13 protein-coding genes are annotated in these 13,972 nt (G+C 37.5%); 8 read left to right on the top strand and 5 right to left on the bottom strand.

Features of this window, described 5'->3' with window-relative positions:
• The first annotated feature begins 139 nt into the window (after window positions 1-139).
• Complete coding sequence (locus BW951_RS09745; protein ID WP_076392238.1) at window positions 140-1,468, top strand: hydroxymethylglutaryl-CoA synthase family protein; 1,329 nt, start codon at window positions 140-142, stop codon at window positions 1,466-1,468.
• A gap of 47 nt (window positions 1,469-1,515) precedes the next feature.
• On the opposite strand, the gene BW951_RS09750 is transcribed toward BW951_RS09745, so the two are convergent.
• On the bottom strand, window positions 1,516-2,439 hold the full coding sequence (locus tag BW951_RS09750) for an AraC family transcriptional regulator (protein ID WP_084196405.1): 924 nt from the start codon (window positions 2,437-2,439) through the stop codon (window positions 1,516-1,518).
• Between the two features lie 181 nt (window positions 2,440-2,620).
• Between BW951_RS09750 and BW951_RS09755 the strand changes: the two genes are divergently transcribed.
• The 3 genes from BW951_RS09755 (at window position 2,621) to BW951_RS09765 (ending at window position 6,090) form a co-directional block, all read left to right on the top strand.
• The gene (locus tag BW951_RS09755) at window positions 2,621-4,150 is read left to right on the top strand and encodes an aldehyde dehydrogenase family protein (RefSeq protein ID WP_076392240.1); all 1,530 of its coding nucleotides are present in this window, start codon (window positions 2,621-2,623) and stop codon (window positions 4,148-4,150) included.
• 262 nt (window positions 4,151-4,412) lie between these two features.
• Window positions 4,413-5,450: an alcohol dehydrogenase AdhP gene (gene adhP, locus BW951_RS09760; RefSeq protein WP_076392242.1), complete on the top strand. Its 1,038-nt coding sequence runs from the start codon at window positions 4,413-4,415 to the stop codon at window positions 5,448-5,450.
• A gap of 256 nt (window positions 5,451-5,706) precedes the next feature.
• Window positions 5,707-6,090, top strand: a complete 384-nt coding sequence (locus tag BW951_RS09765; protein WP_076392244.1) for a DUF779 domain-containing protein — start codon at window positions 5,707-5,709, stop codon at window positions 6,088-6,090.
• Here BW951_RS09765 and BW951_RS09770 read toward each other — a convergent pair whose 3' ends face one another.
• Window positions 6,091-6,621: a hypothetical protein gene (locus tag BW951_RS09770; protein ID WP_076392246.1), complete on the bottom strand. Its 531-nt coding sequence runs from the start codon at window positions 6,619-6,621 to the stop codon at window positions 6,091-6,093.
• An 85-nt stretch (window positions 6,622-6,706) separates the two neighbouring features.
• Window positions 6,707-7,906, bottom strand: a complete 1,200-nt coding sequence (locus tag BW951_RS09775) for a dicarboxylate/amino acid:cation symporter (RefSeq protein ID WP_076392248.1) — start codon at window positions 7,904-7,906, stop codon at window positions 6,707-6,709.
• Between the two features lie 94 nt (window positions 7,907-8,000).
• Between BW951_RS09775 and BW951_RS09780 the strand changes: the two genes are divergently transcribed.
• The 3 genes from BW951_RS09780 to BW951_RS09790 all read left to right on the top strand — a co-directional run bounded on the left by BW951_RS09780 (window position 8,001) and on the right by BW951_RS09790 (window position 9,882).
• The gene (locus tag BW951_RS09780; RefSeq protein WP_076392250.1) at window positions 8,001-8,921 is read left to right on the top strand and encodes a DnaJ C-terminal domain-containing protein; all 921 of its coding nucleotides are present in this window, start codon (window positions 8,001-8,003) and stop codon (window positions 8,919-8,921) included.
• 3 nt (window positions 8,922-8,924) lie between these two features.
• Window positions 8,925-9,227, top strand: coding sequence for a chaperone modulator CbpM (locus BW951_RS09785; protein ID WP_076392252.1), 303 nt, complete (start codon window positions 8,925-8,927; stop codon window positions 9,225-9,227).
• A gap of 127 nt (window positions 9,228-9,354) precedes the next feature.
• A complete protein-coding gene (locus BW951_RS09790) occupies window positions 9,355-9,882 on the top strand; it encodes a YcxB family protein (protein WP_076392254.1) in 528 nt (175 codons plus the stop codon).
• A 58-nt stretch (window positions 9,883-9,940) separates the two neighbouring features.
• Here the strand turns inward: BW951_RS09790 and BW951_RS09795 are convergent, their stop codons facing one another.
• Window positions 9,941-10,924: a PLP-dependent cysteine synthase family protein gene (locus BW951_RS09795; RefSeq protein WP_076392256.1), complete on the bottom strand. Its 984-nt coding sequence runs from the start codon at window positions 10,922-10,924 to the stop codon at window positions 9,941-9,943.
• 540 nt (window positions 10,925-11,464) lie between these two features.
• The gene (locus BW951_RS09800) at window positions 11,465-12,694 is read right to left on the bottom strand and encodes an ABC transporter permease (RefSeq protein ID WP_076392590.1); all 1,230 of its coding nucleotides are present in this window, start codon (window positions 12,692-12,694) and stop codon (window positions 11,465-11,467) included.
• A gap of 4 nt (window positions 12,695-12,698) precedes the next feature.
• Here BW951_RS09800 and BW951_RS09805 point away from each other — a divergent pair, with 4 nt between their 5' ends.
• The gene (locus BW951_RS09805; protein WP_076392258.1) at window positions 12,699-13,910 is read left to right on the top strand and encodes an exo-beta-N-acetylmuramidase NamZ family protein; all 1,212 of its coding nucleotides are present in this window, start codon (window positions 12,699-12,701) and stop codon (window positions 13,908-13,910) included.
• Window positions 13,911-13,972: the final 62 nt, after the last annotated feature.

Genomic DNA, 13,972 nt, shown 5'->3' on the forward strand with positions numbered 1-13,972 from the left:
TTTAAAATCCCGATCTTAGAATTTAAAAAATATAATTTTCCTGAATTTTATCATATTCTGAATAAATTTTCAATAAATGCTGAAAATCATATATGATTAAACGTTTACATTTTCTAAATTCGTATGAAAATTAAGAAATATGACTTTTGGAATTGAGGCAGCAAGCTATTATGTGCCTTCATTATATTTGGAAATTAAAGATTTAGCAGAAAAAAGAGGAATCGAGCCTGCAAAACTCGAAAAAGGATTGGGATTGCATAAAATGGGCTTTCCCGATGTTCATGAAGATGCCGCAACTTTCGCAGCAGAAGCATTACTTAAACTCATAAAGGATTATAACATCAATCCGAAAGAAATATCAAGAATTTATTTAGGAACAGAAAGCGCTTTAGATGCAGCAAAACCAACCGCTTCTTACGCTATGCAGATGGTAGAAAAAGTTCTGGAAAAAGAATTCGGAGAACGGGTTTTCAGAAATTGTGATGTGGTAGACATGACTTTTGCGTGTATTGGAGCAGTAGATGCGCTTCATAATTCTTTAGATTTTGTAAGAGCAAACCCTGATAAAAAAGCGGTCGTCATTGCAAGTGATTACGCAAAATACGAACTGGCTTCTTCCGGAGAATACACACAGGGGGGAGGAGCCGTTGCGGTTTTAATTTCTTCAAAACCTGATCTTATTGAAATCGAGAACAATTGGGGAATTGCCACAGAATCGGTCTTTGATTTTTTCAAGCCGCGTCGTCATTTCAAAAAAGAAGATTTAACGAATGCTCCAGAAAGTTTTCCTCAAAAAATAGAAATTTTCACGGATGAGCCAGTCTTTGATGGACAATATTCCAATCAGTGTTATCAGGACAGAATTAGAGAAGCCTACGATCATTATAAAGAAATTACAGGACTTAATAAACCTTACGAAAATTGGAAATATCTGATCTTCCATCTTCCCTACGCCTTTCACGGAAAAAGAGTTTTCACAGAAATTTACAGTTTAGAAAACGGTTTGTCTTACGAAACTCCTGAAGAACAAAAAGCAGTGGCAAAATCAGAAGAATACCTTCAGTTTATTAATGATAAAATTGAAAAATCTCAACGTGCATCTTCGGAAATCGGAAATATGTACACTGCTTCCATTTTTATGGCTTTACTTTCTGCTTTACAGACTTCTTTTAACGAAAATGAAGAATTGGCAGAACAGGAAATCGGATTTTTAGGGTACGGAAGCGGATCAAAATCCAAAGTTTTTGCCGGAAAAGTTTCAGAAAACTGGAAAAAGGTGGTCAAAAAATGGAATTTATTTGAAAGTTTAAAAAACAGAACAGCAATTGATTTTGAGACTTATGAAAAACTTCACAGAAAACAAATGCAAAATTCAGTTAAAGAAAACTATAAAGGTTTCGGTTTAAAATCAGTAGAATTGGAAAATCCTGTTTTAAAAGGAGCAAGATATTATGATTATCAGGGATAATTAAAAATCAATAATAATATTAAAACATCTCAATCTGAGGTGTTTTTTTATTCCGGAAACAAAACTTTATCCTGATAACTTTTCGGCGTTACTCCCACTAATTGCTTAAATACTCTCGTAAAATAATTCGCATCCGAAAACCCTGTCTGATAAGCTGTTTCCTTAATGCTGTTCTGGTTCGCCAAAAGTTCTTTTGCCCGATTGATTCTTTCCTGCAAAATAAACTCATTCGGAGAAGTTCCCAGTTCGTCTTTAAACATTTTAAAGAAATTGGATTTACTTACATATGCCATTTTTGCAATGCTGTCAATCGATAATTTCTGATGAAGGTTTTTCTTAATATAATCTACGGCAAAACCGATTCTGGATTTGTTTTTAACGATATTTTTCTCCACCATGCTTCTTGCCTGTGTCTGCATCAGGCGGATAAGAAGTTCCTTCAACGCAAAATCTGCCATAATATCCTTTTGTGAATTATCGTCCATCGCAATTCTCATGATATTATTCGTTGCCGAAGCCAGAGACTGATTATTAAACAGAAAATACTCATCCAGTTCAATATTCCATTGCGAAGTTTCATCCACCTTTGGAAGATGATAATTGAGGTGATTGAGAGAATTCTCTATAAATTCAGGATTCAGGCTAAGAGAAATACATTGGGAAGGCGTTTCATCCGCTTCCGGAAAATCGATCACCATCGTTTCTCCCGGCGAAACCAAAACACTTTCTCCCGGAAAATAATCAAAATAGCCCGTTTTATGATCTATTTTCATATGCTTTTTCCCGCGAAGCATTGCCGTGAATGCAATCGTTTCAAAATGCAGTTTTACATCGAAAGCAGCCTTATGCGTTTCGTAGATGCTGAATTCACAATTGTTTAGATTGAATTTTGTCTGATTTTCAACCAAGTGCATAAGCTGGTTTTCCCTTTTCAATTCAGGAGTTTCTAATAAAATCTTGTTATTGTTCATTTCTAAACATTTTTAATAGCCTGTTTACTCAAATATAGAAAATAATCGCTTTACAATACTGTTAATGAAATAATAAAATTCTACGTCTGCACGATTTTGAAGTTTTTTTGTACGATTGTGCTATCCGAATCTCTAAGGGAAGTGTAATTTGGCAATAAATAAAAATTAAAATTGTACGAATATGAGCACTACAACACAACAGCAATCAGACACATTACTACAGTGGCCTGAATTTAAAAAAAGATATGACAACTACATCAACGGGCAATTTACAGCTCCGGTCAACGGACAGTACTTCGATGTAGTTTCCCCCATTGACGGTAAAAATTTCACACAGGCAGCCCATTCATCCAAAGAAGACCTTGAATTGGCGGTAAATGCAGCCGAAAAAGCATTCCAAACGTGGAAAAACACTTCTTCCACAGAAAGAAGCATCATTTTAAACAAAATTGCCGACAGGATCGAGCAGAATTTAGAATACATCGCAACCGTTGAAACCATTGATAACGGGAAAGCGGTAAGAGAAACTTTAGCCGCAGATATTCCTTTGGCGATCGATCATTTCAGATATTTTGCGTCCGTTATCAGAGCGGAAGAAGGTTCTCACAACGAACTGGATAAAGATACCGTTTCATTAATCGTTCACGAACCGCTTGGAGTGATCGCACAGATCATTCCATGGAATTTCCCGATCTTAATGGCAGTCTGGAAATTAGCTCCGGCTTTGGCAGCAGGAAACTGTGTCGTTTTAAAACCCGCAGAAAGTACTCCAATTTCCATTATGGTTCTGATGGAACTCATCGGCGATTTGCTTCCGGCAGGAGTGGTAAACATTGTGAACGGTTTCGGAGCAGAACTGGGAAGGGCTTTGGTAACCAATCCGAAAGTAGCAAAAGCAGCATTTACAGGTTCTACAGCAACCGGTAGACTTGTTATGCAGTACGCAACAGAAAATATCATCCCGGTAACGTTAGAATTAGGAGGAAAGTCTCCAAACGTTTTCTTCAATTCGGTAATGGATGCAGACGACGAATTTTTAGATAAAGCCATCGAAGGAGCAGTTCTTTTTGCTTTGAATCAGGGTGAAATCTGTACCTGTCCGTCAAGATTACTGGTTCAGGAAGATATCGCAGATGCTTTCATTGCCAAAGTGATCGAAAGAGTAAAAGCCATCAAAGTCGGAAATCCTTTAGATAAAACCGTAATGATGGGAGCACAGGCTTCACAGATTCAGAAAGATAAAATCCTTTCCTACATCAAATTAGGAAAGGAAGAAGGTGCAGAAGTGCTTGTTGGAGGCGATGTAAATCACGTCGGAGAAGGTCTGGAAAACGGATATTATATTCAGCCGACCATTTTCAAAGGAAACAACAGAATGAGAATCTTTCAGGAAGAAATTTTCGGACCTGTTCTTGCGTTCACCACCTTCAAAGACGAAGAAGAAGCATTAAAAATTGCAAACGACACCATTTACGGTCTTGGAGCGGGAGTATGGACAAGAGATGCGCATCAGCTTTATAACATTCCGCGTCATATTGAAGCAGGAAGAGTTTGGGTAAACCAGTATCATGCATATCCTGCAGGAGCACCATTCGGAGGATACAAACAGTCGGGAATCGGTCGCGAAAACCACAAAATGATGCTGGATCATTACCGTCAGACTAAAAATATGCTGATTTCCTACAACAAAAACAAACTAGGTTTCTTTTAATCTTAAATATTAGGGCGTGCCCGTTTTCCCCATCTCGGCAACGGGGAAAAACGGTCGGGCTATTCAAGGCTCCACTTCGTTTCGGTGCTCCGTTTCACTCCGCACCGGCTCGTTCCTCGCCGCCCTTCCTATCCCTCACGCGAATAACCAGTCGTCCTTATCTGAAATTTTCGGGTGAGCAGGAATTTTTGTGTCATTTAGAGCCGTATCAAAACTTTAAAGAACCAGACTAAACTTAAAAACCAACTCAAAAAAATAAATAATGATTCCAAAAACAATGAAAGCAGCAGTTGTTCAAGGCTATGGACAACCCCTGAAAATAGAAGAAGTGCCCGTAAGAGAACCCGGAAGATATGAAGTACTCGTAAAAGTAATCGCCTGTGGCGTTTGTCACACAGATTTACATGCAGTGGACGGCGATTGGCCTGCAAAACCGAAAATGCCTTTAATTCCGGGACATGAAGGAGTAGGGATCGTGGTTGCATGTGGTCCTGAAGCTTTTGTAAAAGAAGGAGATGCAGTGGGAGTTCCGTGGCTCTATTCCGCCTGCGGATGCTGCGATTATTGTATCACAGGCTGGGAAACACTTTGCGAAGCACAGAAAAACGGAGGATACAGCGTTGATGGAGGTTTTGCCGAATATGTCATTGCAGATTCACGATATGTCGGACATCTGAAACCGGATGTTAACTTTTTAGAAATTGCGCCGATTCTTTGTGCGGGAGTCACCGTATATAAAGGTTTAAAGGAAACGGAAACAAAACCGGGAGAATGGGTTGCCATTTCAGGAATCGGTGGATTGGGACACGTTGCCGTTCAGTATGCAAAAGCAATGGGAATGCATGTCGCCGCTATTGATGTAGCTGATGATAAACTGGATCTGGCTAAAAAATTAGGCGCAGATTTGGTCGTGAATGCCAAAACAACAGATCCCGGAGAATATCTTCATAAAGAAGTTGGCGGAATGCATGGCGCATTAATAACAGCGGTATCTCCGATTGCCTTTAAACAGGGAATTGATGTCTTGAGAAGAAAAGGAACCATTGCCTTAAATGGTCTTCCGCCGGGATCATTTGAACTTCCGATTTTTGAAACCGTATTAAAAAGAATTACGGTGCGCGGTTCCATCGTAGGAACTCGAAAAGATCTTCAGGAAGCACTGGATTTTGCAAATGAAGGACTGGTAAAAGCAACGGTAACTGCGGCAAAATTAGAAGATATTAATGATGTTTTCGACAAAATGAAAAAAGGGCAGATCGATGGCAGAATCGTTCTCGATATTGCAGGAAGTTCGAATTAAATAGAATTTAAGGTTTCGGCGAAATGAAATTTCGCCGAAACTTTTTAACTTTATGTAAGAAAAATAATGACGAGGGAAACGGAGGTGTTAAGAACATGATTTTTACGAATGGATCAAAGAAGAGATAATGACATTCAGAAATACCGAAAATGTTGTCATTCTGACGAAGGAAGAATCTAAACCTTATTTATAAAGATTTTTTACTTCACTTCTGAACTGTGTTCGTACAACTTTAATTCACTAAAAATAAAGAAAAATGCAAACAAAAATAGCAAGACTCTCAGCAACCGAAAAAGCTTTGGAAGTCATTTGGGAACTGGAAAAAAAATATGGTGACCTGATGTTTTATCAGGCAGGAGGATGCTGTGAAGGAACGCAGCCGCAGTGTTTTGAAAAAGGAGGATTTTACCCGAGAATGAACGATGCGATGATCGGAACCATTAACAATCATGAATTCTGGATCGACCGTGATCTCTTCGAATACTGGAAATATTCACATTTTACACTCGATGTTGTCGATGGTTTCGGACCGGGCGGATTCTCTTTAGAAACACCTCTGGGCAAAACATTTAAAGTCATTTACAGACTTTTCACGCCTGAAGAACTGGAGAATTTAGAACCGGTGAAACGGAGTGAATAATTATCGTGTATTTTTTAACATATTATTTTTCTGAACTATAAAATTTAATTCTCTTTCAAAATCGTATTTTCCCCTAGTAATATTTCTTTTTAGAGTAAAATAATAATTTATAACTCCAATTATTGGTATAATTACTATAAAAGACATATCAGAACTGCCTTGGAAAGGAATATTGAAAAATATAATTAAAAAAATTATCAGAAAAATTAAGGATATACCGGAATATTTTATGGGAGTGAATTCCATTCTAATGAGTATTTTTCCGTTTTCATCATTTATCGTACCTCTTATATAAGGATTTGGAGAACTCATATCAAAAAGATGTCTTCTTCTCATAATCAAAAATTCGTTTTTATTCAAATATCCTTTATATTCATATCTTTTTGGAATTAAATATTCTGAATTTTCAAAAAAACTAAAATTACTATTATAAATAAGCTTTTTTAATATATATATGAATTCAGCTTTATCCATTGTAGTTTCAAAGATTAATTCATCATATAGCCCTATACTTTTGTAAAAAGAATTCATACAGAAATCAATACATAAAATTATTTAGAAAATATTCGTGCAATTCGTGAAAAAACATTCGTGCAATTTGTGTTTAGGTACAAAATCAAACCTTCACAAACCTACTCACAAACATAGAAGCTACCAATTGTCCGACCGCATTTAAAACCGTTGCCAAAGGATCCACCAGAGTTCCGATAATCATCACTGCCGGAATTGCTTCCTGTGGTAATTTGTAAACTGAAATCATCAACATTTCTCCGATATATCCTCCGTTCGGAATTCCTCCCGCAACGATACTTACAAACACGGTAATTCCCAAAGCTAAAAGAAGATTCATGGGATCAAAAAAATCTCTTCCGATGATTAAGAATGCCACATAAATCTTAATGATCGACGACATCGAAGAACCGTTTTTATGTAAGGTTGTCCCAATCGGGATCACAATATTTGAAATCTGGCTAGGAATTCCGATTTTTGAAGCTGCGAGTAAATTGGCAGGCATCGTGGCGAAGCTGCTGCAGGTACTCAAAGCGGTTAAAGTAGGGAAAATAGCATTTGTCCAGAAACTTTTAACCCCGTTCTGTCCTTTTGCCATAAACGCATAGAGTGAAAAGAAGACCAGAAAATAGACTACTCCTGCAATATAATACAATCCTAAAGGTTTTGCGTAAAATCCGAAAAGCTGAGGTCCCAAAGTGGCAACCTGATACGCAAAATAAGCGCCCAAACCAATCGGGGCGACTTTCATAATCAACAAAAGCAGTTCTTTCATCACTTCATAACCCGAAGCGATAAATGACCGGAAAGCCTGTCCTTTTTCTCCCGCTTTTCTGGCTGAAAATCCCGTCATGAAAGCAAAAATTAAAAGAGCCAGCATATTTTGTCTTGAAAAAAGCTGTGTAAATTCTCCTACCGTAAAAAATCCTACGATTCTGTTTCCCCAACTGTCATTGCTTGTAGCTTCCTCCACAATTTCAGAACTTCCCGAAACTCCGGAAACCGGAAAAAGATAAACGGCGCAAATCGTAAAAACCGCGGCGGTTAAAATAAAAAACAGAAAGGTAAAAGCCATGGTAACCATTATTTTTCCAAATTTAGACTGCTGCTCTAACGAAGCAATAGAATTGGAAACGGCAAAGAAAACCAGCGGAACTACACTTACAAACAGCAGGTTCAGGAAGATATCTCCCAAAGGTTTTATATAATCCACAATATCGGGAGCCGCAATTCCGATAATGCTTCCGACAGAGATTCCCAACAGTAAAAGTAAAATTCCGGAGTAGTTTTTCAACACTTCTTTCATGCGTTGCTTTTTAACCAAAGATAGCTTAATTTTTAACATTCCGTTATATAAAATTCAGTCATAAAATCCTTAAATTTGAGTAAACATCGTTTCTATGGCTTATATAGATTACTATAAAATTTTAGGCGTAGACAAAAACGCAACGCAGGAAGATATCAAAAAGGCATATCGCAAACTCGCAAGAAAATTACATCCCGACCTCAATCCTGATGACAAGGAAGCCGAAAGACAATTCAAAGAGCTGAATGAAGCCAATGAAGTTCTGAGCAATCCCGAAAACCGTGAAAAGTACGATAAATACGGAGAACACTGGAAGCATGGCGAAGAATATGAAAAAGCACAGCAACAGCAGCAAAGACAATATCAAAACCAGGGAGGAAACTTCGGAGGCGGATTTTCGGAAGCGGATTTCGGCGACGGGGAAGATTTTTCAGATTTTTTCCAGAGTATGTTTGGCGGAGCAGGAGGAGGTTTCGGAAGAAATTCAAGGGGAAGTGCGTCGGGAAAATTTAAAGGACAGGATATTCAGGCAGAATTAACTTTAACCTTGAGAGATGCCGCAACAACACATCCTCAGACTTTTGATATCAATGGCAAAAAAGTAAGAATTACGATTCCGGCAGGAGTGTATGACGGTCAGCAGATTAAATTAAAAGGGCACGGAAATCCCGGTTTCAATGGCGGTCCAAATGGAGATTTATACATTACTTTCAATATCACTCCTGATCCGAATTTTGAAAGAACCGGCAATGATCTGAAATCTAAAGTTTTGATTGATCTGTACACTGCAGTTTTAGGCGGTGACGTAAAAGTAAACACGCTGAACGGAAGTGTAAATCTGAAAGTAAAACCTGAAACACAGAACGGAACAACAGTAAGACTGAAAGGAAAAGGCTTTCCGGTGTACAAGAAGGAGGGAGAATTCGGTGATCTTTTTGTGACCTATGAAGTGAAATTACCGACAAATTTAACTGAAAAGCAGAAAGAACTTTTTGAACAACTTAAAAATTCCTAAGCCATGAGTGAAAGAATATCGAGGGAAGAACTCGTAAAAATATACAATGTAGAAATTACTTTTTTTGATGAACTGGTGAATTCCGGATTGCTCAATATTCATACAGAAAACGAAATCCGTTATGTGATGTATGAAGATTTGCCCACGTTTGAGCGGTTTACCAACTGGCATTATGATCTGGAAATCAATCTTCCGGGTCTGGAAGTGATCCATGAAATGCTGAAAAAAATGGATGATCTGAGACAGAGGAACCGTGAACTGATGAATAAACTTTCTGCAATTGCAGATAAATATGAGGATGGGTAATTTAGTTGATAGCTGAAGCATCATGATTGATGATTGATGATTGGAGTTGTGAAAAAATAATAGATCAATGAAGAGATCATCATTAAATTAAATTTTTCATTTAGCTTTGCATCAGAAATTACTGTTTATGAATGAAGAGAAAAGTATTGTTTTAAAGCCTAAAAGGAAAGACTTCGAAGAAATATATTTCAGCGGAAATCAGGGAAGTTTGTTTTTTTCATCGACTACCAGAGGAAAAACGATTACAACGATTGTGATTGCTGTTATTTTACTGATCGTTTTTGTTTTCAGAAATGATTTTACCAAAGAAAAAGCGGGAATTTTATATTTTGTAAGTTTTTTGTTTTTGCTGTGTGCGGTTTTTCTTTCTGTAAGCATCAACAAAGTTTCGAGATGGAAAAAGCAGGTTAATAATTACTTGAATAAGCTTGAAAACTGTAAAATCTACGAAATCCGGTTTGATGAAAATTTCTTTACCGTAAATATCGATGGCGAAAAAGAAACCAGCGAATGGAAAGATTTCACGTATTTTGACAGCAATAATGAATTTATTACCGTTGAAGGAAAATACAGCTATATGTTTCCCAGAAAATCAATGAGCGAAAAGGAATACAGCTTTCTGAAGCAGGTTTTAAAGAAAAATATTTCAGAATAAAACAACAAAAAAACTCAGAGTGCTTTGCTCTGAGTTTTATTTTATCATGAAAAGCTGATTAATCCAGCCAGCCCATTTCCTTCATCCAGTCGTCGTTGTAAATTTTTCCGACGTATCTTGAACCATGATCGTGAAGAAGAACCACAATCACATCGTCTTTCGTAAACTGATCTTTCATCTGTACCAAAGCAGAAATTGCGCTTCCCGCAGAATATCCGCAGAAAATACCTTCTTCTTTAGCCAGTTTTCTTGCATATACCGCTCCGTCCTTATCCGTTACTTTTTCAAAATGATCGATTACAGACATATCGTAGTTTTCAGGAAGAATATCTTCGCCAATTCCCTCTGTAATGTAGGTATAAGCATTTCCTAAATTGATTTCCCCCGTTTCGTGGATCTCTTTTAAGATCGATCCGTAGGTATCTACTCCGATTACTTTAATGTCAGAATTTTTTTCCTTAAAGAATGTTCCGCAACCTGTAATTGTACCTCCTGTTCCTGCTCCTACAACGAAGTGCGTTAGTTTTCCTTCCGTCTGTTCCCAGATTTCAGGTGCGGTAGACTCGTAATGAGCAGCTCTGTTGGATAAATTGTCGTATTGGTTTACGTACCATCCGTTTTCCGTTTCTTTAGCCAGTCTTTTGGAAACAGAATAGTAAGAACGCGGATCGGTAGGTTTCACATCCGTCGGACAGACAATAACTTCTGCTCCTACAGCACGAAGAATATCACATTTTTCTTTAGATTGTTTAGAGTTGGTTACAAAAATACATTTGTACCCTTTGATGATCGCGGCAAGAGCCAGTCCCATCCCTGTATTTCCGGACGTTCCTTCGATAATCGTTCCTCCGGGTTTTAATCTTCCATCTTTTTCAGCATCTTCAATCATTTTCAGAGCCATTCTGTCCTTCACAGAGTTCCCCGGATTGAAAGTTTCCACCTTTGCCAAAACCAGTGCCGGAAAATCTTCACCCAAAACTTTATTAAGTTTTACAAGAGGCGTATTCCCGATGGTTTCAAGGATGTTGTTTGCGTATTTCATAAATGTCTTTTAAAGCGTTGCAAAGATACGGCTTTCAGATAATTAATAATTAAAAATGAATAATTAATACTGTTTTCCCAATTCCAACCCCTCAAAACCAACCTTTCCAATCCAAACCCAAACTCTAAAAAATCTCAAAACCCTCTCACTCTATTTATCTTCTTACGCTCACCCTCTCCAACTCTCATACTCTCCAACTCAATAAGGAGCTTATTCCCGCTATCCACTGTATCTTTTTTGTTACGGCTTCCTGAACTACGTCCGTAAACCTTCAGTTTATGCTCCAGCCGCAACAAAAAAGGATGTAGTTCCTATCGGGGCTAGGAATTTAGGATTTCAAACAGGAATTACACACAAAGAAAATTCCACTCTTTTGGAGGGGTGGCGAAAATTTCAGAAAAATTTTTGACGGGGTGGTCTGAAAAGTGTGATTATAAGTCAATTGTGAATCGTGAAAGAGTCAATGTAATGGCTTTACAAAAATTCAGTGTTAAAAAAATTCACCATTCACTTACGCAGTAAAATTCACCATTCACTTTATTAATTATACTTAATCGCCTTCACCGGAGAAATCTTACTGATCAGATAACTCGGAATTATTAAAGCCAGTCCTGAAATAATCAGAATTCCGGCAGAAATGGAAATAATGGCAATTGGGTTAAGATCTACCGGAACCGTACTAACGTAATAATTTTCCGGATTTAAGGTAATCACTCCAAAAACTTTCTGAATCAAAAGCAGTCCGAGACCAATCGCATTTCCGTACAGCAATCCCGGAATCATAATAATTAAAGTATAATTGATAAAAGTGGCTCTGATCTGTGAATTGCTTGCTCCCAAAGTCTTTAAAAGACCGATAGAATTTGTTCTTTCAATAATCAGGATCAGAAGAACCATGATGATATTAATGACCACAACAATCAGCATGATGATGATAATCAGAGCGATATTCGTATCGAAAATACTGATCCAGTCCGTAATCTGAGGATATTTTTCAGTGGCTTTTTCAGCATAATTTTTATAGCCGATGAGTTTCTCAATTTCAGGAAAATCGCTGTCGATATCATTTACATTTTTAAAGAAAATATCCAGTCCGCCCATTTCATCAGGCTTCATATCCTGAATTTTTCTTACATGATTAATTCCTCCCAACACAAACTGATCGTCGATCATCTTAATATCGGTTTTATAGATTCCTACCACTTCAAATTTTCTGTAAATAGGCTTTTGATCTGCCTTTGAAAATACCGTTACAATGCTGTCCTTCACTTTCAGATGAAGATCATTGGCAATCTTTTGGGAAATAGTAACTCCGTTGTAATAGCCAACTTCCGTAACTTTCGGAGAAGTTCCGGCAACCAGAAATTTTTTGAACCTTACACTGTCAAAATCTTTTCCGATTCCTTTGAAAATAATCCCTGCAAAATTGTGCTCGTTCCGCATAATTCCCGTTACCGTAGCATATTTCTGCACACTTTCCACATCCGGAAGTTCTTTTATTTTCTGGATATTCAGTCCCTGATTATCAAGAACGGAAGTATTGTAGGAAGAGTTTGATCTCGTGGATCTTACAGTAACGTGTCCGCTGAAATCTGCAAGTCTTTCCTTAATCGCTTTCTTAGAACCGAATCCGGTGGAAACGGTAATGAGAGAAACAATAATTCCCAATGCCACAGAAAGTCTGCCGATGAAGATGATAACCCTCGAAAGGTTATTTTTGTTATCTTTGGAAAACGCTATTTTTTTCGAGAAATATAAAGGAAATTTCAAACTTATGAATTTAGATTTCAAAATTAAAAATTTACTTCTTATTTGCCTAATTTTTTTAGGAGTATTCAATCAATATTATTCTCAGGCTCAAGATAAAAAAGATTTTAAAACGGGAGCAGATCAGCCGGAGCTCTATTTGCCTTTGCTGAAAGGAAAAATTGTAGGAGTGGTAACGAACCAGACCGGACTGATGAGCGATAAAACGCACGTTGTAGATTTTTTGGTAAAAAACGGAATCAGAATAAGATCCATCTTCGCACCGGAACATGGTTTCAGAGGAGATGCAGATGCAGGCGAGAAAGTAAAGAACGGAGTAGACGTGAAAACCGGAATTCCCATCGTATCATTATATGGTAAAAATAAAAAACCGACTCCGGAACAACTAAAAGAAATGGATGTTCTGGTGTTTGATATTCAGGATGTTGGAGTGAGGTTTTACACCTATATTTCAACACTTACGTATCTTATGGAAGCAGCCGCTGAAAATAATATTGAAGTGATTGTTCTGGACAGACCCAATCCGCATGACGGCTACACAGATGGTCCTGTTTTAAAGAAAAAATGGACAAGTTTTGTGGGAATGCACGAAGTTCCGGTTGTATACGGATTGACAATAGGAGAGTACGGAAAAATGGTGAATGGAGAAAAATGGCTGAAAAACGGAGTTCAGGCAAAATACACGTTGATTCCGATGAAAAATTATCATAAAATGTTGCGTTACCAGATTTCAGATAAGCCGTCTCCAAATTTACCCAATGATAAAGCCATCAATTTATATCCGAGTTTATGCTTTTTTGAAGGAACACAGGTTTCCGTGGGAAGAGGAACAGATTTACCGTTCCAGATCTACGGATCTCCATGGACAAAAAATCTTCCTTATCAGTTTACTCCGAAGCCAAGTGCAGGAGCAAAAGATCCTTTTTTAAACGGAAAATTGTGCTACGGCGAAAACCTTTCAGATTATAGAAAAGATTTAAGGGAACTAAATCTGGACTGGGTAATAAAAGCGTATAAAAACTATAAAAATCCTGATCTGGACTTTTTCCTGAAACCAACCACAGGAAGCAATTTATGGTTTGATACTTTAGCCGGAACCGATGAGCTGAGAAAACAGATTGTTGCCGGAAAATTAGCTTCGGAGATCAAAGCATCCTGGAAGTCTGATTTGGAAAAATTCGAGAAAATCAGAAAGAAATATGTTGTTTACGAAAACTGATGAAACGTGAATTGTCAATTGTCAATAGTGAATTCATTTTATTTGTGAATCTAAATTGACAA

Source organism: Chryseobacterium gambrini (assembly GCF_900156825.1).
Taxonomy (GTDB): domain Bacteria; phylum Bacteroidota; class Bacteroidia; order Flavobacteriales; family Weeksellaceae; genus Chryseobacterium; species Chryseobacterium gambrini.

What these genes read in the sequence shown, in the direction of transcription:
- BW951_RS09770 (WP_076392246.1), bottom strand. Translation starts at nt 6,621, where the DNA reads ATGAATTCTTTTTACAAAAGTATAGGGCTATATGATGAATTAATCTTT.
- BW951_RS09775 (WP_076392248.1), bottom strand. Translation starts at nt 7,906, where the DNA reads ATGAAAGAAGTGTTGAAAAACTACTCCGGAATTTTACTTTTACTGTTG.
- adhP (WP_076392242.1), top strand. Translation starts at nt 4,413, where the DNA reads ATGATTCCAAAAACAATGAAAGCAGCAGTTGTTCAAGGCTATGGACAA.
- BW951_RS09745 (WP_076392238.1), top strand. Translation starts at nt 140, where the DNA reads ATGACTTTTGGAATTGAGGCAGCAAGCTATTATGTGCCTTCATTATAT.
- BW951_RS09795 (WP_076392256.1), bottom strand. Translation starts at nt 10,924, where the DNA reads ATGAAATACGCAAACAACATCCTTGAAACCATCGGGAATACGCCTCTT.
- BW951_RS09780 (WP_076392250.1), top strand. Translation starts at nt 8,001, where the DNA reads ATGGCTTATATAGATTACTATAAAATTTTAGGCGTAGACAAAAACGCA.
- BW951_RS09755 (WP_076392240.1), top strand. Translation starts at nt 2,621, where the DNA reads ATGAGCACTACAACACAACAGCAATCAGACACATTACTACAGTGGCCT.
- BW951_RS09765 (WP_076392244.1), top strand. Translation starts at nt 5,707, where the DNA reads ATGCAAACAAAAATAGCAAGACTCTCAGCAACCGAAAAAGCTTTGGAA.
- BW951_RS09750 (WP_084196405.1), bottom strand. Translation starts at nt 2,439, where the DNA reads ATGAACAATAACAAGATTTTATTAGAAACTCCTGAATTGAAAAGGGAA.
- BW951_RS09805 (WP_076392258.1), top strand. Translation starts at nt 12,699, where the DNA reads ATGAATTTAGATTTCAAAATTAAAAATTTACTTCTTATTTGCCTAATT.
- BW951_RS09785 (WP_076392252.1), top strand. Translation starts at nt 8,925, where the DNA reads ATGAGTGAAAGAATATCGAGGGAAGAACTCGTAAAAATATACAATGTA.
- BW951_RS09790 (WP_076392254.1), top strand. Translation starts at nt 9,355, where the DNA reads ATGAATGAAGAGAAAAGTATTGTTTTAAAGCCTAAAAGGAAAGACTTC.